This is a genomic window from Candidatus Pelagibacter sp. PS_37 (assembly GCF_059417825.1).
Genome location: NZ_CM182067.1, coordinates 899477 through 923984, shown reverse-complemented (window position 1 = coordinate 923984; position 24508 = coordinate 899477). Strand labels below are relative to the sequence as shown.

Here is a 24508-nt window from a genome sequence, read left to right as displayed (position 1 = left end):
TTAAGAATTATATAAAGTGTCATGGAAAAAAATTTAAAAATTGGAATTGTTGGTGCTGGTATACAAGGTATTTCAAATGCTTTATTTTTACAAAAAAAAGGTTTTAGTGTAACAATTTTTGATAGAGATGAACCGGGAAGTCCTGCTGCATCCTACGGTAATGCAGGTCACTTTTCTCCATATGCATCTGTTCCTATAAATAGACCTGATGTATTAACTGATGTCCCTGCAATGCTTTTAAGTTCTACAGGTCCACTTGCTTTAAAATGGAACTATGTTCCAAAAATGATGCCTTGGTTTTTACAATTTATAAGAAACTGTACTACAAAAAGAATGATGCATACTGCTAAAAACATGCATCAAATTTTAGATTTAGCATTACCTGCTTATGATGAATTATTTGATGAAGTAGAGCTTGGAGGATTGGTTGAAAAAAAAGGTATTTTATATATTTGGAACGATCAAAGTTTAAAAAGTAGAGAACTAGAGATTAAAGTTAGAAATGAACTGGGGGTTGATCAACAAGTAATTACTCCAAAAGAAATTCATGACTTAGAACCGAATATAAAACCTATCTATCATGGAGGTGTTTATTATCAATATGGCAGACATGCGAGAAACCCTAAGAAAATTCTTTTAAAACTTTATGATCTTTTTTTGAAAAAGGGGGGTAAGTTTTTAAAAATGAATATTAAAGACATAAATTTTAATGATGAAAAGCCAGTTATAAAAGCTGAAACACAAAGTTTTCTATTTGATAAAATTGTTATTGCCTGCGGTTCATTTTCAAAAAAATTAACAGATAATTTAGATGAAAAAATACCTCTAGATACTGAAAGAGGGTATCATGTGCATTTTAAAAATTGCGATCATCTTTTAAGTAGACCCGTAATTTTCCAAAATAGAGGATTTGGTATTACACCCATGGAACAGGGACTTAGAGTTGTAGGTACGGTTGAATTTGGTGGATTAGACAACCCATTATCAAAATCAAGAGTTAAAAATTTAATTAATAATGCAAAATACATGATGGGTGATTTACCCGAACATGAAGATGAGTGGCTTGGTTTTAGACCTACATTACCAGACTACTTGCCTGTAATAGGACCTTCAAAAAAATATAAAAATGTTTTTTATTGCTTTGGTCATCATCATTTAGGATGGACATTAGGACCTATTTCAGGGAAAATAATCTCTGGAATGATTGCTGAAGAAAATACAAACTTAGACTTAAAGCCATATAGCTCTCTTAGGTTTAGCTAAGTGATAAATAAAAATAATGTTGCTTATATTTTTTTATTTTTAGCAGCTTTATTTTGGTCAGGAAATTTTTTAGTTGGAAAATTTGCTAGTCAATATCAAGTACCTCCATTTTCATTAAATTTTTATAGATGGCTTTTTGCTTGGTTGATCTTAGCTCCATTTACAATTCAAGAACTATTTAACAAAAGAAGTTATATTTTAGAAAATTATAAATATTACACAATTCTTGGAATAACGAGCGTCACTATCTTTAATTCAATTGTCTATTATTCTTTAAACTTTACGCAAGTAATCAGTGGAGTGTTGATGATATCAACAATACCAGTGATGATCATTTTCATTTCTTCAATTTTAAAAATTGAAAAAACTAATACTTTTCAAATAATGGGCGTTACATGTTCTTTTATTGGAGTTGTTTTAATTATAACCAAAGCAAATCTTGGAATATTAATGAATTTAGACTTCAACAAGGGTGACATCACGATGGTTTTTGGAATGCTTTCTTGGGCTACTTATTCAGCTCTTTTAAAGAAAAAAAAACACGAACTATCTCAACTAGGTTTACTAGAAGTAGTAATTTCATTTGGCTTTATTTTTTTAATACCAATTTACTTTATAGAGTATCAAATGGGCTTTAGAATTGTTTTAAATCAAAACTTTTACATGATTTTATTTTATGTAGTTCTATTTCCAGGTCTTGCTTCTTTTATTTTTTGGATAAAGGGAGTTGCTTTAATTGGTGCTAACAGAGCAGGTGTTTTTTTACATATGATGCCTATTTTAAGTGCAATTATGGCAATGATTATTTTTAATGAAAAATTTATGTTTTATCATATGTTGGGCGCAATATTTATTTTAACAGGAATTCTTTTATCAAACAGAAAGATTAAAAATGCTTAAAGTTGCTATCTTAGATGATTACCAAAACGTGTCTCACGAATTTGTTGATTTAAAAAAATTATCTGGCAAATATGAATTTAAAATATTCAGTAAACCCTTTGAAGATGAAGCAGATGCCATAGAGCAATTATCAGACTTTGAAGCATTATTGATAATGAGAGAGCGAACTCCTATTACTAAAAATTTAATCGATAATTTAAATGACCTTAAATATATCATTACCAGTGGTTCAAGAAATAAAGCAATAGACTTAGCTGCTGCTAAAAAGAGAAAAATTACTGTGTGTGGTACTGACATTGATTTTGCAGGCACAACAGAATTAACCTGGGGTTTAATCTTAGGGTTAGCTAGAAATTTTAAAGAAGAAATTGACAACATGTACCAAGGTTACTGGCAAACCACTATTGGGTTTGAGCTTAAAGGAAAGATTTTGGGGTTAGTTGGACTTGGAAGAGTTGGTTCACAAGTTGCTAAAATTGCTAAAGCTTTTGGCATGGAAGTTATGGCTTGGAGTGAAAATTTAAACTTGGATACCTGTAAAGAACTTGGTGTCCTTCCATGCAGTAAAGAAGATCTATTTCAAAATTCTGATTTTTTATCGATCCATGTGCAAGGTGGAGAAAGATATAAAGAGTTAATAAAACTAAAAGAATTAGACTCAATGAAAAAAACTGCTTTTTTAATTAATACATCTAGAGGATCAATTATTAATGAAGATGATTTAATTATAGCATTATCAACCAATGTTATTGCTGGAGCAGGACTTGATGTTTATGAAAAAGAACCTCTACCAGAAGGAAATAAATTAAGATTTTTACCAAATGCATTGTTGATGCCACATGTTGGCTATGTAACAGCAGAAAATTATAGTATATTTTATACACAGATGATTGAAGGATTAGAGGCATGTGTTGCAGGTAAACCCTTAAGAGTATTAGAATAAACCATGACAAAAAAAATTAACAAAGACCTTACAGCTGAACAAAAATTAGTTCTATTTGAAGATGGTACAGAAGCGCCTGGTACAAGTGAATTAAATCACGAGAAGAGAGAAGGAAGCTATCATTGTGCTAATTGTGGTGAAAAATTATTTGACTCAAATGCCAAATATGAAAGTGGTTCAGGTTGGCCTTCATTTTATCAATCGTTACCGGATGCATTTGAAACTAAAACAGATACTCTATTAGGTTATGAGCGGGTAGAATATCATTGCAAAAAATGTGGTGGACATCATGGTCATATCTTTGAAGATGGACCTAAACCAACTGGTAAAAGATATTGTAATAATGGTGTTTGTCTGACTTTTAAACCTAAAAACTAGTTTATTTTAAAAGTTCTAGTAATTTATTTTCTTTTTCAAGAGCTCTAACATCATCGTAACCACCAATATGATTATCATCAAAAAAGATTTGTGGAATAGTTCTTTTTCCATTAGCTTTAGTAATCATTTCATCCATTGCTCCATCTACTGTTGCAATATTAATTTCTTTATATTCAACGTTGTTTCTAGCTAATAATCTTTTTGCTGCATCACAAAAATTACAAAGTGGACCTGTATAAATAGTTACATTTTTCATATCTTATAAATAATCATTCTTTTTAATTTTACTAGTAATTTCTTTTCTAGAGTATTCAAATTTTTTTCTATGTTTAATACTTTTTTGATTAACTCTTTTTCTCCACAATCTAAAAGAAACAGGCTTTATAGAACGCCTCATAATCTTGATTACTTCACCTTCTGTCTTTCCAGTTTTTTGCTCTATTTCTTCAAAGGTAATCCGGTCAGCCCAAGCAGCCCAGATGATCCATTCAGGATCTGATACATGAGGCTCTGGATTTTTAACCCTAGTTATAGGGGTGTGACCTTTTTTTTTCATAAATACCTTATATTTGAAAAAAATGGTTAATGCATTTTATTTCAGCTCATGATATTATCATTCCTAAGATAGTCCTATTTAGCCATCTTTAGCTCCCGGTTTTATTTAGGACTATCCAAACAACAAAATGCTTCCCTTAAATTATTTTCTTTTTTTACAGATTATTTTATTTTTATTTATCACTCCTGGCACACCTAGAATTGTAATCATTTCGTATTCCATGAATTATGGAGTTCAAAAATGTATCTGGACAGCTCTTGGAGATGTTACGGCAAATATTATTCAAGCCACTTTAGTAATTTTTGTTTTAGGATCTTTTTTTGTCGATAATCCAAACTTTCTAAATACTTTTAAGTGGATTGGTATAGCTTACTTACTTTATCTTGCTTATGATATTTATAATTCAAGACCAAAAGATATAAATTCAAATAATATTTCGTCAAAAAGCTTTTTTTCTTTTTTTAAAGATGGTTTTTTAGTTGCAGGAACAAGTCCAAAAGCTTGGATGTTTTTTCCTTTAATATTCCCACAGTTTATAGATTTTAATTCAAATTATATTGTCCAATTTATAATTTTAATTACAACATATGCAGTTTTAGATTTTTTATCTTTAATTGCTTATGCTGTTCTTGCTAGAAAATTAATTGTTTGGATAAAAGCAAACCCAAAAGTTATTAATACAATTTCAGCGTGTGTATTGATATTAATCGCTTTAATCATAGCATTTATTCAAAACTATTAGGTCACACTTTTGTCTTAAGGACTTGCGTGTAATTACATTTAAGGGTTAAATATTTATTTAAATTAAAAAACTAATAGAGAGAAATAAAAATGAAAATCAGAAATATAATTATTACTTTAGTTTCTGCAATTGCTCTTTTAATTTCAGCTTCAACAATATCTTTCGCGAAGGTTGTTGGGGATAAAATTATTTTAGGTGCAGCTATTTCATTGACTGGAAAATACTCATCAAATGGTGTTCATACTCAAAACGGCTATAACTTAGCAGTTGACAGAATAAATGACATGGGTGGTATTAAGGTTGGTGGAAAAACTTACAAGTTTGAAATCATTTATTACGATGACGAGTCAAACTCTGGAAGGGCAGCACAACTTGCAGAAAGATTAATTCAACAAGATGGTGTTCAATACATGCTTGGGCCTTATAGCTCAGGTTTGACTAAAGCTATGGCTCCTGTAACTGAAAAATATGGAATTCCTATGGTTGAAGCAAACGGTGCGTCTAGATCGTTATTCACTAAGGGTTATAAATATTTATTTGCAGTACTAGCTCCTGCGAACTTATATCTTGATGTAGCAATTGATCTTGCAGTTGAAAAAAACGGTGGAAAACCAGTTAAGATTGCAATGGCATTTGAACAAGATGCTTTCTCTCAAGATGTGAGATTAGGTATTCTTGATGCTGCTAAAAGAACAGGTTCTAAAATCATAATTGATGACAAGTTACCGAAAGAACTTAATGATATGGCTGCTACTTTATCTAAAGTAAAAGCTGTAAAACCAGATGTTCTTGTGGTTTCAGGTCACACAAAAGGAGCTTTAACAGCTGTTAGGCAAATTTCAGAAATGAAAGTTGATGTTCCTATGTTAGCAATGACTCACTGTGATGCCGCTAAATTATCTAAGATGCATGGTAAAGCTTCTGAGTATGCACTTTGTGCTTCTCAATGGCATAAATCATTATCTTACAAAGATGATTTCTTTAAAGATGGAACTACCTATGATGCAGATTTTACAAAAGCATTTGGTTATGCACCGCCATACCAAGCTGCAGAGTCGTCAGCTGCTTTATTAGTATTTAAAGATGCATTCGAAAGAGCGCAATCATTTGACACTAAAAAAGTTAGAGACGCTTTAGCTGCAACTGATATGCAAACTTTTTATGGGAACATAAAATTTGCAGAAGGTGGGCAGAACGTATCAAAACCAATGGTACTTTTCCAAGTATCATGTAACGATGATGGTAGTAAGTGTGAAAACAAAGTTGTTGCTCCTACAAAATGGGCATCAGCTGAGTTGGTACACCCAATTCCATCTTGGTCAAAAAGATAATACCTAATATGTAAAATGCTCCCTAGAAATAGGGGGCATTTTTTTATAAACATTTAAATAATTTATGGATTTTCTAATTTTTCAAGCACCAATACTAATGGTCCAAGCCTCAATGGATGGAATACTTCTAGGTATTTTATTTGCATTAATTGCTTATGGAATGGCTCTGCAGTGGGGAGTAATGAATATAATAAACATTGCTCAAGGAGAATTAGTAATTATGGGTGGTTACATTGCTTACTTTATGTATCTCTCAGGAATTCATCCAGCCTTTGGTATAATTGTATCTCCAATTGTAATGTATTGTGTTGGATGGGGAATGTACAAGCTGGTTATTAATAAAGTGGTAGATAAAGATTTATTTACATCAATTCTTGCAACTTTTGGAATTAGTATTTTAGCACAACAGTTAATGAATTTTGCATTTGGCGCAGACGTAGTTGTTGCTCAATCAGATTTTGGAACAACAATGTTATTTAACGATATGGTTACAATTCCTAATGCTAAGTTATTTTCAGGAGCTGTTTGTGTCATATCTGCATTTATTTTGGTGATCTATATGAGAAAATCAAAATTAGGTAGAGCAATTAGAGCAACCGCACAAAATGCAAGAGCTGCTAAAATTTTAGGTGTAGATACAGAAAAAGTTTATGCTGCAACATTTGGAATAAATGCAGCATTATGTGGAATAGCAGGAGCTTGTGTTGCGATCACATTTACACTTCATCCATACACAGGATTACCTTACACGGTAAGATCATTCATGATTGTAATCATTGCTGGACTTGGAAATTTACCAGCTGTTGCAATATCTGGTATGGGTCTTGGTATATTTGAAGAATGGGCAGATTATCTACTTGGAACAGAATTTAGAATAGCAGCTGTATTCTCGCTACTCGTATTAATTCTTGTTTACAGAAGATTTAAATTATCAAGAAAAAGAGAATATCTAAAATAATGAATAAAAATACTCTTTTATACATGGGTCTAATAATTTTTGGCTTAGCTGGTGCATTTATATTTCCTGCTTACAAACTTCAGATGTCGTTTCTTTATATTTTAATCGTTCTTGCGATGACTTGGGACGTTCAAGGTGGACAAATGGGCTACAATACATTTGGAAATATTTTATTTTTTGGAGTTGGAATGTATGTTGCTTCAAGTACACAAATAGCAATGTTTTTTTCATTAGCTGAGTGGACGGATGCTGGTGGAGAAAAAACTTTTGTTCATACGGTTCCACAATTTTTTCAAGGGTTTGGAGTTGGAATATTGTTAGCAGGAATTATTCCAACAATAATTGCAGGAGTAATTGGTTATGGAATTTTAGGTTTAAGAGGGCATTACTTTGCAATTTGTACTTTAGCTTTAGGAATTGCTGCTGGCGAAATTGCAGGTGGAATTGAAATTATTGGAGCAGGACAAGGTATGACGGTTCCTGTTTGGCCAAAAGATTTAGGATCTAACGCATCATCATCACAGTTTATGTACTATTTAAGTTTTGGTTTAGCAGTTATAACTTTTATTACTTTAAAGTGGGCCTACAGTACAAGATTTGGATTAATTTTAAATGCAATAAGAGATAACGAAGATAAAGCTGAAGCAATGGGCATTCACACTATGAGGTATAAAATTATAGGTTGGATGGTATCAGCGTTCTTTGTTGGAATTGCAGGAGGACTAATGGGTCATATTAATGGTTACATTGAACCTAATGAAATTGCATTTGCTGGACCTACATTTGGAGTGTTTATGGTGTTAATGGCAATTCTTGGTGGTAAAGGAACTTTATGGGGACCACTAGTTGGTGCTGTTTTATTTCATTTATTTAAAGAAGGATTTTGGACTTACTTTTTAGGATGGCAGTATGTAGCTCTTGGAGTTTTAATTATTGTAATCGTTGTTTATTTTCCTGAAGGTTTAATGGGATGGTTAAGAGAGAAATATCCTGAAAGATTTGGAGAAGTAATTGATGAAGCTGACCGAAAAGCACAGGTAGAATTAAAATAATGGCTATATTAGATATATCAAATGTAAGTAAATCTTTTGGCGGTGTTAAAGCCAACGTAGATATCTCTATGTCAGTTGAACAAGGTTCAATAGTTGGATTAATTGGGCCAAATGGTTCTGGAAAAACTACTTTATTTAACTCAATAGTTGGAACTTATCCAATTGATGGGGGTTCAATTAAATTTAACAACAGAGAAGTCTCTGAGTTACCAGTACCTGTTATTGCTAAACTTGGATTACTTAGAACTTTTCAACAAACCCGAATTTATGGAAAATTAAACTGTATTCAAAATATGCTAATCAGCCACAAACCTGAAAATGATGGAATTTTAACAGTTTTCCAAAAAATACCTTCAGGTTTAACTGATAAAGCAGAAACATTATTAAAGTTTGTAGGACTTCATCAAAAAAGAAAACTTAGAGCAGGAGATCTTTCTTTTGGTCAGCAAAAATTATTAGAACTAGCAATGGCATTAATGAATGAGCCCAAAATGCTCTTGTTAGATGAGCCAACAGCTGGAATTAATCCAACATTAATTAATGGAATTATTGATCGTTTAATTAGTGTTAATAAAGATTATGGGATTACCCTGTTAGTTATAGAGCATAATATGAAAGTAATTATGAATTTAGCACAAAGAGTTTTTTGTTTAGCACATGGTCAAATGTTGGCAAACGGAACTCCAGATGAAATTAAAAATGATAAGCGTGTGCTAGACGCTTACTTGGGAGCACAATAATGTCAAATCAATATGATGTATTAGGAAAAGCACCAGGACCTGAAGAATTAAAAAAACTATCTCCAGACAATAACCATGTAACGATTAAAAATTTATCTGCTGGTTATGGTAAGATGGAAATTCTACATGATTTTGATTTGTGTGTAAGTAAAGCTCAATCTCTATGTTTAATTGGTCCAAATGGTGCTGGAAAATCTACAATTCTTCACTCTATTTATGGATTTACAAATATCTTTTCAGGGCAAATAGAAATTGATGGTAAAGAAATTACGCATCTAACCCCAGCAGAAAAACTTAAGTCGTGTGGAATAGCATATATCTTACAAGATAATTCAGTCTTTCCAGATATGACGGTTGAAGAAAATTTACTAATGGGTGGTTATACTAAAGAAAACACAGACGAATCTTATCAAGAAGCTGAAAGAATTTTTGAAAAATATGAAAGATTAAGAAACAGAAGAAACCAACCTGCAAAAGTTTTATCTGGTGGGGAAAGAAGATTATTAGAAATTTCTAGAGCACTAGTTATGAAACCTTCTGTATTACTTGTTGATGAACCTTCAATTGGTTTAGAACCGAGATATATAGATATGGTTTTTGAAATATTAAGAGATCTTCAACAAACAGAAAAGAAAACTATTATCCTAGTGGAACAAAATGCTAAAAAAGGATTAGAGTTTGCTGATATAGGTTATGTTTTAGTATCAGGACAAACTGCTATTGCTGGCAAAGGGGACGATTTATTAAAAAATCCTGACGTTGGTAGATTATTCCTTGGTGGTTAATGATTAATAAAGAATTTTTCTTTAAAGGTTTCAAATCTATTTTAGCTCCAGATAGCCCAGCCCTTGCACTTGGATCTTGTTTTATAGCAATTGGGGCACTTCTTAAAAATTTAGGATTTAATATTCAAGAAAGTATTTTTTCAACTATGCTTACTTATGCTTTGCCTGGATCATTAGTTATGGCAGAGTCGTTATTAGTTGGAGCTTCATTATTAAATATTTTTTTAGCTGTTTGGTTTGTTAATGCTCGTCTTTATCCAATGGCTGTTTCTTTATTTCCATTAATGATGCACAAAAGCCAACCAAAATGGAAATATTACTTTTCATGTCATTTTATAGCAGTATCTGCATGGCTAATTATGAAAAGTAATTACAAAAGTATTGAAAAAAAACATAGAATTGATTTTTGGATTGGAATTGGTTGTGCTACTTGGACTACAGCAGTAATAGGAACTTTTATAGGATTTTATGCATCTGATTATTTGGATAAGAATATGATGATGGGCTTAGCAATTTTAAACCCAATTTATTTTTTATGCATGATGGTTGGGGCAATGAAAACTATTCAAATTACAACTGCAGTAATTTTAGGTCTGATATTAGGACCAATTTTTTATTTTCTATCTCCAGAGTGGTCAATTTTATTGGGAGGACTTGTTGGTGGAACAATTGCTTATTTTATAGGAGAGCTAAATGTCAACTAGTGTATTTCTTGCAATCTTAGTCACGTCCCTTGCAACTTTCTCTTCAAGGTTTTTAGGTGCAATTTCTTCACAAGGAATAAAAGTAACTTCAAAATTATTTAAATGGTTTAATTGTCTTGCCTACTCAACACTAGCTGCATTAATAGCAAGAACAATTATATTTCCGGTAGGTGTTTTGTCTGATGCTAGTTACTTAAGTAGAGTAACTGTTGTTTTATTTTGTTTATTTATATTTTTTATATCTAAAAGAAATTTTGTTTATCCTACTGTTATTTCTGCTATCATGATGGCGGTACTAAGTAATTATTTCTAATGGAAAATATCTCTGGAATAACAATAACAGAACATCAAAATTCAAAAAGAATAATTGACATTAGAATTGAAGATGAAATTTTAGATAAATTAATATTTCCATTCAATAAATTTGATATCACTGCCTTAGAGTACAAACCATTTACCAGATTTACTATTGCTAAAAGTTTAGATGATTTAACTTCTAATAAATTAAGCAAATTACTTAATTCAATAGTAAGAGATAGAGAAACAGGTTGTTTTATAATTGGACCAAAAAAAGTAAGTGCAAAAATTAATGATATCTTTTTAGTAAAGCTATCAACAGCAATTGCCTATTTAATTGGTAATCCAAATTATGATGCCATGGCTGGAAAATATTATGCAAGATTTTTTGTAAAGCATGAAGATAAAAGTGACTCGTACTTAAGAAAAGCTTACACAAATATGGATCTTCATACGGATGGGACATATGTTAAAGAGATCACAGATTGGCTTTTGATGACTAAAATTGAAGAACAAAATGTCCAAGGAGGAGAAACAGCAATGTTGCATCTTGATGACTGGGAACATTGTGAGGATTTATTCAATGACCCCATTGGAAAACAAAATTTTGTATGGGGGTCTCCTAAAAGTAAAAATATAGAATATAAAGTTGAACATCCAGTTTTCACAACAGATGATAACGGTAAGCCAAATATTTCATATATTGATCAATTCCCTGAACCAAAAAATATGGATCAAGGAATTTTCTTACAAAAATTATCAGATGCTTTAGAGGAAAGTAAGAATAAAGTAATCACTAAATTAGTACCTGGATCAACCATTGTGGCTAATAATTATTTTTGGTTACACGGAAGAAAACCTTTCAAAGAAAATAAAGATTTAAGCAGAGAACTATTGAGAATTAGAGGTTCTTTTTTTATTAATTAATTCACTAATATCACTATAAAGTAACTATATTTATGAAATTAGGCTTTATAGGAACAGGTAAAATTACGTCTGCCGTTATTACTGGTATTTGCAGTTCCAGTATTTCGTATAACAAAATAATCATCTCTGAGAGAAATAAATCTACATCTAATATTTTAAAAAAAAAGTTTAAAAAGATAACTGTTAGTAAAGATAACCAGGAAATTATTAATTCTTGTGATTGGATATTTTTATCAGTAACTCCAACAGTGGGTGAAAAAATTATTAAAAATTTAAAGTTTAGATCAAATCAAACTGTAATTAGTTTCATATCAACAATTACTTTAGCTCAACTTAAAAAAGCAATTAAAGTTAAAGCAAAAATTATAAGAGCGATACCATTACCTCCTATATCTTTAAAAAAAGGACCAGTACCCATTTGTCCACCCAATAAAAAAGTTAAAGATTTTTTTAATAAAATTGGCACAACCGTTGAAATTAAAAATGAAAAATCTTCAATCAATTTTTGGTCAACCTCTGGAATGATGGCACCCTTTTATGAATTACTAAGAGTAATGACAGGCTGGTTAGTGAAAAGAGGAGTTAAACGAAATAATGCACAAAAATATATAACATCTTTATTTTTAGCATTATCAGAAGATGCAGTTGTAAACTCTAAAAAAGATTTAAAATTTTTAGTAAAAGAGTCTCAAACACCTAAAGGATTGAATGAACAAGGAGTTAAAGAATTAAGCAAAGCAGGTTTTTATAAATCTTTAGAAAAAACACTCAACAGTATACATAGAAGATTAAATAAATAAATTTCATGGATCAAGAACAGAACATCTTACAAATTGAAAATCTATCTAAATATTTTGGAGGTTTGGCTGCAGTGTCAGATTGTTCATTAAAGATTAAGAAAGGATCTATTACAGGAATTATAGGACCTAACGGCTCAGGCAAGACCACCTTGTTCAATCTAATAGCTGGAAATTTAAAATCCTCACAAGGAAAAGTATTGTTTAATAATGAGGATGTTACTGACGTTCCTTCATATGAATTATTTTCTAAAGGAATTTTAAGAACTTTTCAAATAGCACATGAGTTTACTAATCTTTCTGTGCTTGAAAATTTAATGATGGTTCCTGCAAATCAGTCAGGTGAAAATTTAATGACTGCTTTATTAAAACCAAGTTTAGTTAGAACGGAAGAACTTAAAGTTAAACAAAAAGCACAAGACGTAGTCGATTTTTTAAATCTGACTCATTTATCAAATGAATTAGCTGGGAATTTATCTGGAGGCCAAAAAAAATTATTAGAACTTGGAAGAACCATGATGGTCGATGCAAAATTAGTATTACTTGATGAAGTAGGTGCTGGTGTTAATAGAACACTGCTTAAAGATTTAGGAACTGCTATTTTTAAGTTAAATAAGGAAGAAGGTTATACATTCTGTATGATCGAACATGATATGGAGTTTATAAGTAGATTATGTAACCCTGTTATTGTTATGGCAGAAGGTTCAGTTTTATTTGAAGGGACTGCTGAAGAAGCTAAGAAAGATGAAAAAGTTATAGAAAGCTATTTAGGCAGAGGATCAAAGATAAAGGATGAGAACTAATGGCTTTTTTTGAAGGTTTAAAAATGACAGGTGGTTATGGTAATGGACCTGATATCATCAACTCTTGTTCAGTTAATGTAAACAGAGGCGAAATAGTTTCAATTCTTGGACCTAATGGTGCTGGTAAATCAACAGCCATGAAAGCAATGCTTGGTCTTTTAAATTTAAAATCTGGTTCAGTTATAATTGATGGCAAAGATATTTCAAAACTTTCACCACAAGATAGGGTGAGAGAAGGTATTTCATTTGTACCACAGACAAAAAATGTATTTTCTGGAATGAGTGTTGAAGAAAATTTAGAGATGGGAGCTTATTTAAGAGATGACAATTATCAAAATATTATAGAAGAAATTTATGAACTATTTCCAATACTTAGAGAAAAAAGAAACCAATTAGTTGGTGAATTATCTGGAGGTCAAAGACAACAAGTGGCTCTTGGAAGAGCATTAATGATAAAACCATCTGTATTAATGTTAGATGAACCCACTGCTGGTGTTTCTCCAATAGTAATGGATGAATTATTTGATCATATCATCAAAGTAAAAAGAACTAATGTTGCAATTTTAATGGTTGAGCAAAATGCTAAACAAGCGCTTAATATTTCTGATCGTGGATATGTACTAGTTACAGGTGAAAATAAGTATTCAGGAACAGGAAAAGAATTATTAAACGACCCAAGAGTAAGAAGCTCTTTTTTAGGTGGATAGTATGGAATTCTTAAACGCAATTATATTATTATTAAATTATATTTTTATGCCAGCTCTTACGTATGGCTCTCAACTAGCACTAGGTGCAATATTTGTAACTTTAATTTATGGAATTTTAAGGTTTGCTAATTTTGCAACTGGGGACATGATGGCTTTTGGTACGATGGTCACCATATTATTTACTTGGTATTTTCAATCACTTGGAATTTCTTTAGGTGTTTTACCAACAGCGTTACTTGCCATCCCTTTTGCAATTGTTTTAACAATTGGATATATGCTCTTAATTGATAAATTTGTTTTTAGATATTATAGAGTGAGCAAAAGTCCTCCTGTTCAACTTGCAATGGTTAGTATTGGTGTAATGTTTGTAACTCAAGCTGTTGTTAGAATAATAATCGGTCCATCAGATCAGAGGTTTTTTGATGGAGAAAAATTTATTATCAAAGCAGGTGAGTTTAAAGAAATGACAGGACTTAATGAAGGTTTAGCAATTAAATCTAGTCAGGTATTAACTATATTTGTAACAATTGTATTGGTTTCTATTTTATTTTGGTTTTTAAACAAAACTAAGACAGGAAAAAGCATGCGTGCTTATTCTGATAATGAGGATTTAGCTTTATTGTCAGGAATTGATCCTAAAAGAGTAGTTATGATTACTTGGATTATTGCAGGTATTTTAGCGACAATTGGCGGAGCTTTATATGGATTGGACAAAAGTTTTAAGCCATTTACCTACTTTAATAACATGCTGCCAATTTTTGCTGCAGCAATTGTTGGAGGTATTGGAAACCCGTTTGGAGCATTTTTAGGAGGATACGTCATAGCATTTTCAGAAATATTCCTAACTTATGCTTATAAAAAATTCTTTATGTATGTTTTGCCAGCAAGCATGGAGCCAGAAACCTTAGTTCAGTTATTATCAACAGATTATAAATTTGCTGTCTCATTTTCTATACTGGTGATTGTCTTACTTTATAGACCTAATGGAATATTCAAAGGGAAGGTACTGTGAGAAAGCACTTAAATGTAATTATAGCTTACACAATCATGTTGGGGCTTATTATTTTAGTTGGAATATTTCAATCTTGGAATGTAGCTCTATCAATTTTTAATATGTGTTTAATTTCTGCTGTAATGACTATGGGAGCAAATATTCAATGGGGGTATGCAGGGTTAATCAATTTTGGTCTAATGGGTTATGCGGCATTAGGTGGATTGGCTGCAGTTTTAATTTCTGTTGAACCTGTACAAGAAGCATGGGTTGCGGGAGGTTTTAGTATTCTAATGTCTTTATGGTTAATTGTTGCAATGGTCCTTGCAATACGTTTTGTATTAAAAAACTTTGAAAAATCTAAAATTAGAACTTATGGTATTGCTACAATTATTATTGCTGGAATTATAATTATAAGAATTACATCAGAGACAAGTATTGAAGCTATTGAAAATGTTAACCCAGCAACAACAGGATTTCTTGGTGGATTAGGATTACCAATTATGTTTTCTTGGATCGTAGGTGCATTTTTTGCAGCAGGTCTAGCATTTATAGTTGGTAAAGTTGCTTTAGGTTTACGTGCAGACTATTTAGCTATTGCCACACTATTAATATCAGAAATAGTTATAGCCATAATCAAGCATGAAGATTGGTTAACAAGAGGTGTTAAAAATGTAATTGGACTGGATCGACCAGTGCCTTATGAAATTGAACTCCAAACTAAAGAATGGTTTATAAATTTAGTTGCAAAATTTAATTCTGGGAAATTAGATTTAATCTCCAGTATTACTGATAAACAATCAGCTCTTAACCAATTAGTAATTGAGGGATCATCAGTTTTTGTAAAACTTTGTTATTCAGGTTTATTTTTAATTGTTGTTATAGCCTTGTTAATAGTAACTCAAAAAGCTCTTTACTCTCCATGGGGAAGAATGATGCGTGCGATAAGAGACAATGAAGAAGCTGCTAATGCAATGGGAAAAAATGTCGTCAAGCAACATTTATTAATCTTTATTTTAGGCTCAGCTATAGTTGGAATTGCTGGCGCTATGTTAGTTACTCAAGATGGTTTATTTACTCCAGGTAGTTACCAACCTATGAGATATACTTTTTTAATCTGGGTTATGGTTATTGTTGGAGGAAGTGGAAATAATTTTGGAGCAATTTTAGGAGGTTTTGCAGTCTGGTTTCTATGGATTGAGGCAGCGCCAATTGCATTATTCTTGATTAATTTGTTTACAGCAGGTTTAGCAGATACACATTCATTAAAAATTCATTTAATTGAAAGCGTTCCTTACTTTAGATATTTAATGATGGGGATGGGTCTTCTGTTGATCATGAGGTATAGACCTAAAGGTATACTTCCTGAAAAAATCGAAATAAAATAAACCTTATTATGAAATATATTTTATTAGGGATGGCTCTAGGTTTTGCTCTTTATCTTAGTGATAAATACATTTTTTAATGAATAAAAATTTATGGTTGCTAATTTTAAGTCAAATTTTTGCTTTTACAGCAGCACCCGTAACAGTTTTCTTAAGTGGAATAATTGGCTCTCAGTTTAGTCCAGTAAAATCTTTAGCAACTTTACCGATGGCTTTATCAATTGTTGGTATTGCAATTTTTGCAATCTTTGCAGCAAAGGTTATGAGTATAATTGGTCGAAGAGCAGGCTTTATGTTTGCTTCTGTAGTGAGTTCCTTATCATCTGTTCTAGCGGCGTACTCAATAATTATTGAAAGTTTTATTCTTTTTAATATTTCATGTTTTTTGCTTGGTGCAGGAGTAGCCTTCAGTCATCAATATCGTTTTGCTGCAGTTGAGACTGTTAAAAAAGATATGGCACCAAAAGCTATTTCAATAATATTATTAGCAGGAATAGGTTCGGCCTTTATAGGACCAAATGTTGCTAATATAACAAAAGGTTTTATAGCCGAACATTTATATGCCGGATCTTATATTGCACTTGCTGCTTTAACTCTTACTTCAACAATTTTTCTATTATTTTATGAGGATGGACATAAACCCAATCATGTTAACAAGAAAATCAAACGTAGTTATTTGGAGTTAATTTCTCAACCAAGATTTCTACAAGCATTAGTGGCTTCGGCATTTGCTTATGCAGTGATGTCATTTTTAATGACTGCAACTCCAATAAGTATGCATGTAATGGAAAAAATAAGTTTAACTAAAACAGGTTTTGTAATTCAATTTCATATCGCAGCTATGTTTTTACCTTCATTGATAACAGGTTTTTTGATAAAAAAATTTGGACATAGTAAAATTATGTACGCTGGTGTTGTTTTATTTTTTATAACAATTTTGACTAGTTTATTTGAGCAAAATTTTATTAATTATTTAATTGCATTAATATTTTTAGGATTTGGTTGGAACTTTTTATTTATATCTGGAACAAGTTTACTAGTTTTATCTTATAGAGAGGATGAAAAATTTAAAGCACAAGGCTTTAATGATTTAATTGTTTATTCTATTCAGGCAGTAGCAAGCTTATCGGCTGGAGTTTTTTTAACCTTAACAAGTTGGAAAACAATGAATTTAGTTTGTATAATATTTTTAGTAATAATTATTTTATCAACATTAAGAGCAGACTTTAAAGAGAGAAAATAGAGTGGATTTTTTATCTAATCTTCAACTTAGTTTAATTGAAATCTATTTTGTAATATTTACCGTATTTATTGCATCTATTATAAGAGGTTTTAATGGCTTTGGCTTTTCTGCAATATGTATTTCTGGCTTTTCTTTTATTCTTCCAGCAATAGAGATAGTCCCAATTATTCTAATACTTGAGGTTATTATTAGTATTTTTATGGTTCCATATATATGGAACAAAATAGACTGGAATTTTGTTTTAAAATTATTGATAGGAATAATCATTGGGTCACCTATTGGGCTTTATTTATTGAAGTATTTATCTCCAGATACAACACACCTGTCAGTTTGCGCATTAGTTATATTTTTTTCATTTTTATTAATGAAAGGATATGAGAATAAAAAAATTAATAATAATTATGGAAAACTTATTACTGGAATAGTCTCTGGAACATTAAATGGATTAACCACATTAGGTGGAATGCCTGTGGCACTTTTTTTATTAGTTACAAGTATTCAACCAGCAGTAATTAGAGGTTCATTAGCAGCCTTATTCTTTTTAACAGATATTTATGCATTTACTCTAAGTTTTTTTGCAGGAATTGTAGATCTCACAACTATTTATAGAACTATTCCACTGATTATTATTTTACCAATAGGTGTTTATATTGGTGATAAATTTTTTGTTAAAAGCAAAGAGAAAACTTATAGAAAAGTTGTTTTTTATTTTCTTATATTAATTTCGATATTTGGTTTTTTTAGGATTATTAGTAATTTTTAAATAAAAAAAACCCCCAGCAATTTTCACTGCTGAGGGTTTTAAAATTAAGATTTTAATTATCTTTGTTTTTTATTTTTGAATTTTCCACCTTTGATTTCTTTTTCTAGGAAAGAACCTTCAGCTTCACCTACGTTAGTAAAAGTAACACCAGTTGCACCTTCGTAGTCAACTTTTTTACCTTTAGCTAGTAAGTCTAAACCTTTTTTAAGTTCACCTGGGTAAATCTTAGTACCAGGGGCATTAGCAACATCCATTACATTTTTTGCAATAGAAGCTCTATCTGCTGATCCACCTGCTTGCATCGCAAGAACGATTAAAGCTGCTGCATCATAAGATTCACCAGTGTAAGGTCCAGATGAGTCGATACCCGCTGCTTTAGCAACAGAGGCAAAAGTACCTGCTGTTTTTTTATTCATTGAACCAGGAATTGAACCAAAAGATTTATTTAAATCTTTTCCAAAAGCTTCAGTTAATGAGTCACCGATCATACCATCAGATAAAATAAATTTATCAAATGCACCAGAGTCTAAAGAACCTTGAATAATTCCTTTTCCACCTTGGTCTAGGTAACCAATTACTGCTACGGCATCACCACCTGCTGAAGCTAAAGTTGCTACTTCAGATGAGTAATCTGCTTTACCATCTTCGTGTGCAGATACAGTTGTTACTTTAATACCATGAGCTTTTACAGCTGCTTCATAAACATCAGCCAAACCTTTTCCATAGTCATTGTTAGTGTAAGTAATTGCTACACTTTTGATTTTTCTGTCTTTAGTAATATCAGCTAAAATCTGACCACCTCTAGCATCAGATGGGGCTGTTCTAAAAAAGAAGCCTTTATCATCTAAAGCTGTAAGTCCTGGAGAAGTTGCTGAAGGTGAAATCATTACTACACCATTTGGTACAGCAACATTAGATGCAATAGCACCAGTTACACCTGAACAGTCAGCACCCATAATTGCTGCAACACCTTGTGCAATAACACCTTCTGCTGCTGCTGTTGCTGCTGCTGAATCAACACAAGTTGAATCTGCTCTTACTACTGAAATAGTTTCTCCACCTAATAGTGAACCTGAGTCAGAAGCTTCTTTAAATGCAAGCTCTGCAGATGCAGCCATAGCTGGTGTTAGAGATTCAATAGGACCAGTAAATCCTAAAATGATTCCCATTTTAACTTCTGCGAATGTATTCGTTGTAAAAGTAGAAACGAATATAAAAGCAGCAATAAATAGTTTTTTCATTATTTTCCTTTTTGATTGTTAACAATTTATAAAAATCAAATTAAAGACTATTTAAACGAATTTTCAATAGGAGAATTATCTAATTTTTTGAAGCCTATATACAGAAAATATTATAATTAAACCACCAATCGCACTAAGTAGAGTTGGGATTTCTCCGAATATAAAGAACGTTAGGATTAGGCCAAATACTGGAAATAAAGAATAAAAGGGCATAATTTTATTTACTGAATAAAATTTATATAAATAAAATAATGAAGTGTGTGCAATTACAGAAACCATCACCCCATTATGCAGTAATAAAAGCCAAGTATAAAAATCAATATTTAGTAATTGATAAACTGTGTTTCCTTCAAAAAAAATGGAAAAAAGAAAAAGCAGTATAAAACCAGTAAAGCCCATAACTGTGTTGGTTAATTTAACATCTATATCTTTAATATATCTAGAAAACACATTCGCAACACCATAGAAAAAAGCAGAAATTGCACAAAGAAAAATTGCAAAAATTTCACTTTTTAAATTTGGATCATAACCAATTAAAAAAATTCCAAAAAAAGAAATAAATATTAATACCCACATTTTAGGAGTTACCTTTTCACCTAAAAATAAAGAGCTTGCCAGAATTGCAAAGGGTATTGCTAGTTGAGCTCCAATAATTATAGGAGCAACCATAGTTGCTTTTTGCAGAGATAAATTTAAAAAAATAAAAACACCAAAGCCCATTGAAAAAGAAAAACCTGCTAAAGGCAGATAGTATTTTTTGTTTGGGATTTTAAATTTACAAAAAGGAACAAGACAAACAAAAAGTATAAACATTCTCAATGAGGCTGCCAATACAGGGGTGAGGGATGTGTTTAATGCAAGTTTATTAATTGGATAAGAACTACCAAAAAGAAACATGATAAATAAAACTAAAAAATAATGTCTGACAGTCAAAAAATTAACCCATTGTAAATGGATCAGTCATTGGTTTATCCGATGAATTTAACCATGTGGTTTTTATTCTTGTGTATTCTTTAATTGACTCAATTCCTGCTTCTTTTCCATATCCACTATCTTTAATTCCTCCAAACGGGGCCATGGGTGAAATTAACCTATAAGTATTTACAAAAGTAATTCCAGCTCTAATTGCTTTTGATACTCTCAAACCTCTTCCGAAGTTTGAGGTATAAACTCCAGAAGATAAGCCATATTTATTATCATTCATTAATTTAATCACATCCTCTTCTGTTTCAAATTTCATAACAGATAAAACTGGACCAAATAATTCATTCTCTGCTGTAGGCAAATTATGATTTTCACACTCAATAATTGTAGCTGGAAAATAATAAGCTTTACTAGATATATTGGACCTTTTTCCACCGCATCTAATTTTTCCACCTTGCTCAATTGTAGCTTTGATATTTTTTTCTATATTTTCTAGTTGTTTATAACTATTTAAAGGTCCCATTTGAGTTTCATTATCCATAGGAGCTCCTAATTTTATTTTTTCAGCCTTAGCTATTAGCTTATTTAAAAAGTCATCATAAATTTTAGATTGAATGTAAAGTCGTGATCCTGCAATACAGCTTTGACCACTTGCACCAAAGATACCAGCAGTAATTCCATTTAGTGCGTTCTCTTGTTCGGCATCATCGAATACGACAACAGGACTTTTTCCACCAAGTTCTAAGCTTACTTGCGATAAATTTTCTGCAGAATTTTTAACAATATGTTTTGCAGTTTCAGGACCACCTGTAAAAGCAATTCTTTCTACAAGGTCATGTGTAGTTAGAGCTTTACCACAAGGCTCACCTAGACCAGTAATTATATTTACAACACCTTTGGGTATACCTGATTTTTCAACTAGTTTTGCAAACTCTAATAATGTTACAGGCGCTAGTTCAGAAGCTTTTATTACAACAGTATTACCCATTGCTAATGCGGGTGCTAGTTTTACCGCAGTTAATAACATTTGGGAGTTCCAAGGAATTATCGCAGCAACAACACCAATAGGTATTCTAGTAGTTGTTACTTGCATGTCTGGTTTATCAATTGGTACAACTGTTCCTTCAACTTTATCGGCTAGTCCTGCAAAATAATCATAATACTCAGCAATATAGTTAGCTTGTGTTTTTGTTTCTCTAAAAATTTTTCCTGTATCAATTGTTTCTATAGTTCCAAGATGTTCAGCATTTTGTCTTAATTGATCTGCAAGAGACCTTAAGTATTTAGCTCTTTCTCTTGGGTGTAAATTTGACCAAGATTTTTCAAAAGCATTTTGTGCGGCCTTAACTGCTTTATCTACATCCTTCTCGTTAGCTTCAGGAACAGTTGCCCAAACTTCGTTGTTTTCTGGGTTTACAGTTTCTATTGTTTTTCCAGACTCTGAATTAACCCACAGTCCATTTATATACATTTTAAAGTTTTGAATTTTTGTCATTTATCTATTAATAAAATTTTTAAGATTGATATTAACATCATCTGCACACTCTATACTACAAAGATGTTTTCCATTATTTATCTCAATAAAACTTGAGTTTATTAAATCTTCACATAAAGATTTTGACATCTCGACAGTAGATCCTGAATCATTTGAACCTGTCATCACAAGGGTCCTAGTTTTAATATTTTTAATTATATCTGTATTGTCCTCATGATAAGCAAATAATTTGTAAGCTTTTAAAAAATTTAAATGATCTTTTTTATTTTTTGTCAAAATTTTTATAAATTGATTATAAGTTTCTGGATGGTCATTTAAGTATTGATCGGTAAACCATCTTTTTAGGGCTTGTTTTGAAATAGGTTTGTTTAATTTAGCCTGTTCAAATCTTTCTATAACCAAAGACCTTTGTTCTGAAGTTCTTTTATATGTTGTACCCATTACAATAAGGCTGTTTAGTTTGTCTTGAAATTTAGAGGCAAAATTTAGTGCAATTAAAGAACCTAAAGAAAAACCAACAAGATTAATCTTATCCACTTTTAAATATTCTAATATCGATTTTAGTTGGTTTGAAAAATCATTTAATGTTACATCTTCTTTATTGAGAATAGTTTTTCCATGCCCTAATAAATCATATGTAATTATTGAATATTCTTTAAAAGCTTCAATTTGAGGTTCCCACATCCGCTGATCAAGTCCGACACCATGAATAAAAACTACAGGAACTGTATTTTTATCATTAAATGAATAATAATTTTGATTTGGATCAAAATTTTGAAACATTAATTTATTTGGGATCTATTCCCATTTCTTTCATGTCTTGATAACGATCACCCGTTCTAGCATGAGCTCTACCTGTGGAGGCTCCACCAATTGCTATAACAATTTCATCATCAAAAGGAGCATCATGAATCGTAAATTCATGAGTTAAATAATAAGGCCTTAGACCTGAATCTGTTTTATGCATCATTGGAATAGACATTTTGGATCCAGCTGGACCTCTGGTATTGGTAAAGCTTAAATAAGATGTTCCCCCAACCGCATCTCTAAATTTATTTCCAAATCTTAAAGTGTGAATAAATGCTGAGGCATGCTCAATTTCACCATCAAGTCCGACCGTACCAGCTTTTCCATACGCCAAAATTTTTTCAGGTGATCCAATCTCCTTTATTAACTCTGGAACTAAAATATCACCTAATTTAGGTGCTAAATCTAAAATAATTGGTTTTAAATCTTCAACAAAGCCTTTTCCATGCCATGGATTTTTAAATACAGCTGCAACAGAAACCATCAAAACAGGCTCTTTAGCTTCCTTACCACCTTCGATAAAAGTTTTATCTACAAATTTTGTAAACTTTCTAAGCTCTAATTTCATTAACTTGCCTTTTCGATACTTGAATTGTCTAAATTAATCTTTGGTATAACCTCATCATTAAACAGTTTTATACTTCTCATGCAAGCCTCATGATCTATTCCAGGAAAATTAGACCAAACTTGAAGATTTTGTAAATTTAATTCTGATTTTAATTCATTTATTTTATTAACAACATATTCTGGTGTTCCAAATAATAAATTTCTTTTATGTAAAAAATCATAATTAAGTAAGTCTAATTTATGTTTTGTTTCTGGTAGTTCTTCTCCTGGATCCATATGATTACCCAAACCTCTCCAATGACAAACCCATTTCATATAATTGATAATATGCTCACCAGCCATTTTTTCAGCTTCTTCCATAGTTTCAGCAACAAACATATCTCTAACTAAAGATATACCTTCTCCAAGCGGCACTTCTCTATTTTCAGTTTTTGATTTTGCATCTCTATAAATTTCAAACCTTTTCTTTAATGCTTTAACTGTAGGTATCCACATTATTGTATTTAAGCCATTCTGTGCCGCCCATTCAATTGAACGTGCACCATCCACAACTTGCCATATTGGCGGATGTGGCTCTTGTTTTGGTTTTGGTACAACGCTAATTTTTTTAATTTCATTTGTTTTTGTATCTAAAAACTTTTCACTAGGTGGACTCATGTCATGTTGCCAAGTAAAATTTGGTGATGGATAAGTGTAAAACTCACCCTGGTGACTAAAAAATTCTTCTGTCCAAGCTTTTTTCATTATGGTTAATGACTCATCAAACAACCTAAAATTTTTTGCCTGATCTTTTAAGTCAGCTTCTTTATTCATATTGATAGCTTCTCTTCCGTAAATTCCTCTTCCAATACCAACATCAACTCTTCCTCCAGACAATTGATCTAGCAAAGCAATGTCTTCAGCTAGACGGATAGGATTATGAAATGTAATTACATTACAAGCTTGACCTATTCTTATTTGTTTTGTTCTGGCGGCCGCATCCACACCCATCATTAAAGGATTTGTACAAGATTCCATTCCTTCATGATTAAAGTGATGTTCGGTATACCAAATAGAGTCCCAATTATTTTCATCACAGTAAATAGTGATCTCTTGGGTTTCTTTTAATAGTTGATTGTATGGTTTATGATTCCAATTAGTAGTGTTACAAAAATATCCAAATTTCATTCAAACCCCCTTAAATAGTTAAATTTAAAGACGACTGATCCC

28 protein-coding genes are annotated in these 24508 nt (G+C 31.4%); 20 read left to right on the top strand and 8 right to left on the bottom strand.

The window, feature by feature from the left end; all coding sequences use genetic code 11:
* Window positions 1-21 precede the first annotated feature (21 nt).
* The 4 genes from AC5SL9_RS04950 to msrB are packed head-to-tail and all read left to right on the top strand — an operon-like array spanning window position 22 to window position 3484.
* Window positions 22-1263, top strand: a complete 1242-nt coding sequence (locus AC5SL9_RS04950; RefSeq protein ID WP_006997916.1) for an NAD(P)/FAD-dependent oxidoreductase — start codon at window positions 22-24, stop codon at window positions 1261-1263.
* Entirely contained in the window at window positions 1264-2163 is a 900-nt protein-coding gene (locus AC5SL9_RS04945; RefSeq protein WP_006997917.1) for a DMT family transporter, read from the top strand. It abuts the gene before it with no gap.
* Window positions 2156-3106, top strand: a complete 951-nt coding sequence (locus tag AC5SL9_RS04940) for a D-2-hydroxyacid dehydrogenase family protein (protein WP_006997918.1) — start codon at window positions 2156-2158, stop codon at window positions 3104-3106. The genes AC5SL9_RS04945 and AC5SL9_RS04940 overlap by 8 nt, the downstream gene beginning before the upstream one ends.
* A 3-nt stretch (window positions 3107-3109) precedes the next feature.
* On the top strand, window positions 3110-3484 hold the full coding sequence (gene msrB, locus AC5SL9_RS04935) for a peptide-methionine (R)-S-oxide reductase MsrB (RefSeq protein WP_011282340.1): 375 nt from the start codon (window positions 3110-3112) through the stop codon (window positions 3482-3484).
* Between the two features lies 1 nt (window position 3485).
* On the opposite strand, the gene grxC is transcribed toward msrB, so the two are convergent.
* Together grxC and AC5SL9_RS04925 are read right to left on the bottom strand one after the other, a co-directional pair.
* Window positions 3486-3740 (bottom strand): glutaredoxin 3, encoded by a 255-nt coding sequence (gene grxC / locus AC5SL9_RS04930; protein WP_006997920.1) that lies wholly within the window; start codon window positions 3738-3740, stop codon window positions 3486-3488.
* A gap of 3 nt (window positions 3741-3743) precedes the next feature.
* A complete protein-coding gene (locus tag AC5SL9_RS04925) occupies window positions 3744-4040 on the bottom strand; it encodes a TIGR03643 family protein (RefSeq protein WP_006997921.1) in 297 nt (98 codons plus the stop codon).
* 127 nt (window positions 4041-4167) lie between these two features.
* Between AC5SL9_RS04925 and AC5SL9_RS04920 the strand changes: the two genes are divergently transcribed.
* The 16 genes from AC5SL9_RS04920 (at window position 4168) to AC5SL9_RS04845 (ending at window position 18265) form a co-directional block, all read left to right on the top strand.
* Window positions 4168-4782 (top strand): LysE family translocator, encoded by a 615-nt coding sequence (locus AC5SL9_RS04920; protein WP_006997922.1) that lies wholly within the window; start codon window positions 4168-4170, stop codon window positions 4780-4782.
* A gap of 89 nt (window positions 4783-4871) precedes the next feature.
* Window positions 4872-6113 carry an amino acid ABC transporter substrate-binding protein gene (locus tag AC5SL9_RS04915; RefSeq protein WP_011282338.1) on the top strand — a complete coding sequence of 414 codons (1242 nt, stop codon included), beginning with the start codon at window positions 4872-4874 and terminating at the stop codon, window positions 6111-6113.
* A gap of 64 nt (window positions 6114-6177) precedes the next feature.
* Window positions 6178-7071: a branched-chain amino acid ABC transporter permease gene (locus AC5SL9_RS04910; protein WP_027307112.1), complete on the top strand. Its 894-nt coding sequence runs from the start codon at window positions 6178-6180 to the stop codon at window positions 7069-7071.
* Window positions 7071-8123 carry a branched-chain amino acid ABC transporter permease gene (locus tag AC5SL9_RS04905; RefSeq protein ID WP_027307111.1) on the top strand — a complete coding sequence of 351 codons (1053 nt, stop codon included), beginning with the start codon at window positions 7071-7073 and terminating at the stop codon, window positions 8121-8123. The genes AC5SL9_RS04910 and AC5SL9_RS04905 overlap by 1 nt, the downstream gene beginning before the upstream one ends.
* On the top strand, window positions 8123-8863 hold the full coding sequence (locus tag AC5SL9_RS04900) for an ABC transporter ATP-binding protein (RefSeq protein WP_011282335.1): 741 nt from the start codon (window positions 8123-8125) through the stop codon (window positions 8861-8863). The genes AC5SL9_RS04905 and AC5SL9_RS04900 overlap by 1 nt, the downstream gene beginning before the upstream one ends.
* Complete coding sequence (locus tag AC5SL9_RS04895; RefSeq protein WP_011282334.1) at window positions 8863-9648, top strand: ABC transporter ATP-binding protein; 786 nt, start codon at window positions 8863-8865, stop codon at window positions 9646-9648. The genes AC5SL9_RS04900 and AC5SL9_RS04895 overlap by 1 nt, the downstream gene beginning before the upstream one ends.
* Entirely contained in the window at window positions 9648-10352 is a 705-nt protein-coding gene (locus tag AC5SL9_RS04890) for an AzlC family ABC transporter permease (protein WP_494573899.1), read from the top strand. Before AC5SL9_RS04895 ends, AC5SL9_RS04890 begins: the two co-directional genes overlap by 1 nt.
* Window positions 10342-10665, top strand: a complete 324-nt coding sequence (locus AC5SL9_RS04885) for an AzlD domain-containing protein (RefSeq protein WP_027307110.1) — start codon at window positions 10342-10344, stop codon at window positions 10663-10665. Before AC5SL9_RS04890 ends, AC5SL9_RS04885 begins: the two co-directional genes overlap by 11 nt.
* A complete protein-coding gene (gene glaH, locus AC5SL9_RS04880) occupies window positions 10665-11576 on the top strand; it encodes a glutarate dioxygenase GlaH (protein WP_011282331.1) in 912 nt (303 codons plus the stop codon). The genes AC5SL9_RS04885 and glaH overlap by 1 nt, the downstream gene beginning before the upstream one ends.
* Window positions 11577-11608: 32 nt before the next feature.
* Complete coding sequence (locus AC5SL9_RS04875) at window positions 11609-12376, top strand: pyrroline-5-carboxylate reductase (protein WP_494573898.1); 768 nt, start codon at window positions 11609-11611, stop codon at window positions 12374-12376.
* Window positions 12377-12381: 5 nt separating this feature from the next.
* On the top strand, window positions 12382-13176 hold the full coding sequence (locus AC5SL9_RS04870; protein WP_027307108.1) for an ABC transporter ATP-binding protein: 795 nt from the start codon (window positions 12382-12384) through the stop codon (window positions 13174-13176).
* Window positions 13176-13883, top strand: a complete 708-nt coding sequence (locus AC5SL9_RS04865; protein WP_011282328.1) for an ABC transporter ATP-binding protein — start codon at window positions 13176-13178, stop codon at window positions 13881-13883. The genes AC5SL9_RS04870 and AC5SL9_RS04865 overlap by 1 nt, the downstream gene beginning before the upstream one ends.
* A gap of 1 nt (window position 13884) precedes the next feature.
* Window positions 13885-14895, top strand: coding sequence for a branched-chain amino acid ABC transporter permease (locus tag AC5SL9_RS04860; protein WP_006997934.1), 1011 nt, complete (start codon window positions 13885-13887; stop codon window positions 14893-14895).
* Window positions 14896-14930: 35 nt separating this feature from the next.
* Window positions 14931-16262 carry a branched-chain amino acid ABC transporter permease gene (locus AC5SL9_RS04855; protein WP_494574388.1) on the top strand — a complete coding sequence of 444 codons (1332 nt, stop codon included), beginning with the start codon at window positions 14931-14933 and terminating at the stop codon, window positions 16260-16262.
* Window positions 16263-16338: 76 nt separating this feature from the next.
* Window positions 16339-17502 (top strand): MFS transporter, encoded by a 1164-nt coding sequence (locus tag AC5SL9_RS04850; protein ID WP_494573897.1) that lies wholly within the window; start codon window positions 16339-16341, stop codon window positions 17500-17502.
* Window position 17503: 1 nt separating this feature from the next.
* On the top strand, window positions 17504-18265 hold the full coding sequence (locus tag AC5SL9_RS04845; RefSeq protein WP_494573896.1) for a sulfite exporter TauE/SafE family protein: 762 nt from the start codon (window positions 17504-17506) through the stop codon (window positions 18263-18265).
* Window positions 18266-18321: 56 nt separating this feature from the next.
* Here AC5SL9_RS04845 and AC5SL9_RS04840 read toward each other — a convergent pair whose 3' ends face one another.
* The 6 genes from AC5SL9_RS04840 to AC5SL9_RS04815 form a co-directional block, all read right to left on the bottom strand.
* Window positions 18322-19506 carry an ABC transporter substrate-binding protein gene (locus AC5SL9_RS04840; RefSeq protein ID WP_006997938.1) on the bottom strand — a complete coding sequence of 395 codons (1185 nt, stop codon included), beginning with the start codon at window positions 19504-19506 and terminating at the stop codon, window positions 18322-18324.
* Window positions 19507-19581: 75 nt separating this feature from the next.
* Window positions 19582-20439, bottom strand: coding sequence for a DMT family transporter (locus AC5SL9_RS04835; protein ID WP_011282324.1), 858 nt, complete (start codon window positions 20437-20439; stop codon window positions 19582-19584).
* Window positions 20440-20443: 4 nt separating this feature from the next.
* Entirely contained in the window at window positions 20444-21925 is a 1482-nt protein-coding gene (locus AC5SL9_RS04830) for an aldehyde dehydrogenase (protein ID WP_006997940.1), read from the bottom strand.
* A complete protein-coding gene (locus AC5SL9_RS04825) occupies window positions 21926-22708 on the bottom strand; it encodes an alpha/beta fold hydrolase (protein ID WP_494573895.1) in 783 nt (260 codons plus the stop codon).
* A gap of 4 nt (window positions 22709-22712) precedes the next feature.
* Complete coding sequence (locus AC5SL9_RS04820) at window positions 22713-23300, bottom strand: amino acid synthesis family protein (protein WP_006997942.1); 588 nt, start codon at window positions 23298-23300, stop codon at window positions 22713-22715.
* On the bottom strand, window positions 23300-24466 hold the full coding sequence (locus tag AC5SL9_RS04815; RefSeq protein WP_006997943.1) for an LLM class flavin-dependent oxidoreductase: 1167 nt from the start codon (window positions 24464-24466) through the stop codon (window positions 23300-23302). The genes AC5SL9_RS04820 and AC5SL9_RS04815 overlap by 1 nt, the downstream gene beginning before the upstream one ends.
* Between the last annotated feature and the right edge of the window lie 42 nt (window positions 24467-24508).

Coding starts and splice junctions, on each gene's coding strand:
- AC5SL9_RS04950 (WP_006997916.1), top strand. CDS start 22: ATGGAAAAAAATTTAAAAATTGGAATTGTTGGTGCTGGTATACAAGGT.
- AC5SL9_RS04940 (WP_006997918.1), top strand. CDS start 2,156: ATGCTTAAAGTTGCTATCTTAGATGATTACCAAAACGTGTCTCACGAA.
- msrB (WP_011282340.1), top strand. CDS start 3,110: ATGACAAAAAAAATTAACAAAGACCTTACAGCTGAACAAAAATTAGTT.
- grxC (WP_006997920.1), bottom strand. CDS start 3,740: ATGAAAAATGTAACTATTTATACAGGTCCACTTTGTAATTTTTGTGAT.
- AC5SL9_RS04925 (WP_006997921.1), bottom strand. CDS start 4,040: ATGAAAAAAAAAGGTCACACCCCTATAACTAGGGTTAAAAATCCAGAG.
- AC5SL9_RS04920 (WP_006997922.1), top strand. CDS start 4,168: ATGCTTCCCTTAAATTATTTTCTTTTTTTACAGATTATTTTATTTTTA.
- AC5SL9_RS04915 (WP_011282338.1), top strand. CDS start 4,872: ATGAAAATCAGAAATATAATTATTACTTTAGTTTCTGCAATTGCTCTT.
- AC5SL9_RS04910 (WP_027307112.1), top strand. CDS start 6,178: ATGGATTTTCTAATTTTTCAAGCACCAATACTAATGGTCCAAGCCTCA.
- AC5SL9_RS04905 (WP_027307111.1), top strand. CDS start 7,071: ATGAATAAAAATACTCTTTTATACATGGGTCTAATAATTTTTGGCTTA.
- AC5SL9_RS04900 (WP_011282335.1), top strand. CDS start 8,123: ATGGCTATATTAGATATATCAAATGTAAGTAAATCTTTTGGCGGTGTT.
- AC5SL9_RS04895 (WP_011282334.1), top strand. CDS start 8,863: ATGTCAAATCAATATGATGTATTAGGAAAAGCACCAGGACCTGAAGAA.
- AC5SL9_RS04890 (WP_494573899.1), top strand. CDS start 9,648: ATGATTAATAAAGAATTTTTCTTTAAAGGTTTCAAATCTATTTTAGCT.
- AC5SL9_RS04885 (WP_027307110.1), top strand. CDS start 10,342: ATGTCAACTAGTGTATTTCTTGCAATCTTAGTCACGTCCCTTGCAACT.
- glaH (WP_011282331.1), top strand. CDS start 10,665: ATGGAAAATATCTCTGGAATAACAATAACAGAACATCAAAATTCAAAA.
- AC5SL9_RS04875 (WP_494573898.1), top strand. CDS start 11,609: ATGAAATTAGGCTTTATAGGAACAGGTAAAATTACGTCTGCCGTTATT.
- AC5SL9_RS04870 (WP_027307108.1), top strand. CDS start 12,382: ATGGATCAAGAACAGAACATCTTACAAATTGAAAATCTATCTAAATAT.
- AC5SL9_RS04865 (WP_011282328.1), top strand. CDS start 13,176: ATGGCTTTTTTTGAAGGTTTAAAAATGACAGGTGGTTATGGTAATGGA.
- AC5SL9_RS04860 (WP_006997934.1), top strand. CDS start 13,885: ATGGAATTCTTAAACGCAATTATATTATTATTAAATTATATTTTTATG.
- AC5SL9_RS04855 (WP_494574388.1), top strand. CDS start 14,931: ATGTTGGGGCTTATTATTTTAGTTGGAATATTTCAATCTTGGAATGTA.
- AC5SL9_RS04850 (WP_494573897.1), top strand. CDS start 16,339: ATGAATAAAAATTTATGGTTGCTAATTTTAAGTCAAATTTTTGCTTTT.
- AC5SL9_RS04840 (WP_006997938.1), bottom strand. CDS start 19,506: ATGAAAAAACTATTTATTGCTGCTTTTATATTCGTTTCTACTTTTACA.
- AC5SL9_RS04830 (WP_006997940.1), bottom strand. CDS start 21,925: ATGACAAAAATTCAAAACTTTAAAATGTATATAAATGGACTGTGGGTT.
- AC5SL9_RS04825 (WP_494573895.1), bottom strand. CDS start 22,708: ATGTTTCAAAATTTTGATCCAAATCAAAATTATTATTCATTTAATGAT.
- AC5SL9_RS04820 (WP_006997942.1), bottom strand. CDS start 23,300: ATGAAATTAGAGCTTAGAAAGTTTACAAAATTTGTAGATAAAACTTTT.
- AC5SL9_RS04815 (WP_006997943.1), bottom strand. CDS start 24,466: ATGAAATTTGGATATTTTTGTAACACTACTAATTGGAATCATAAACCA.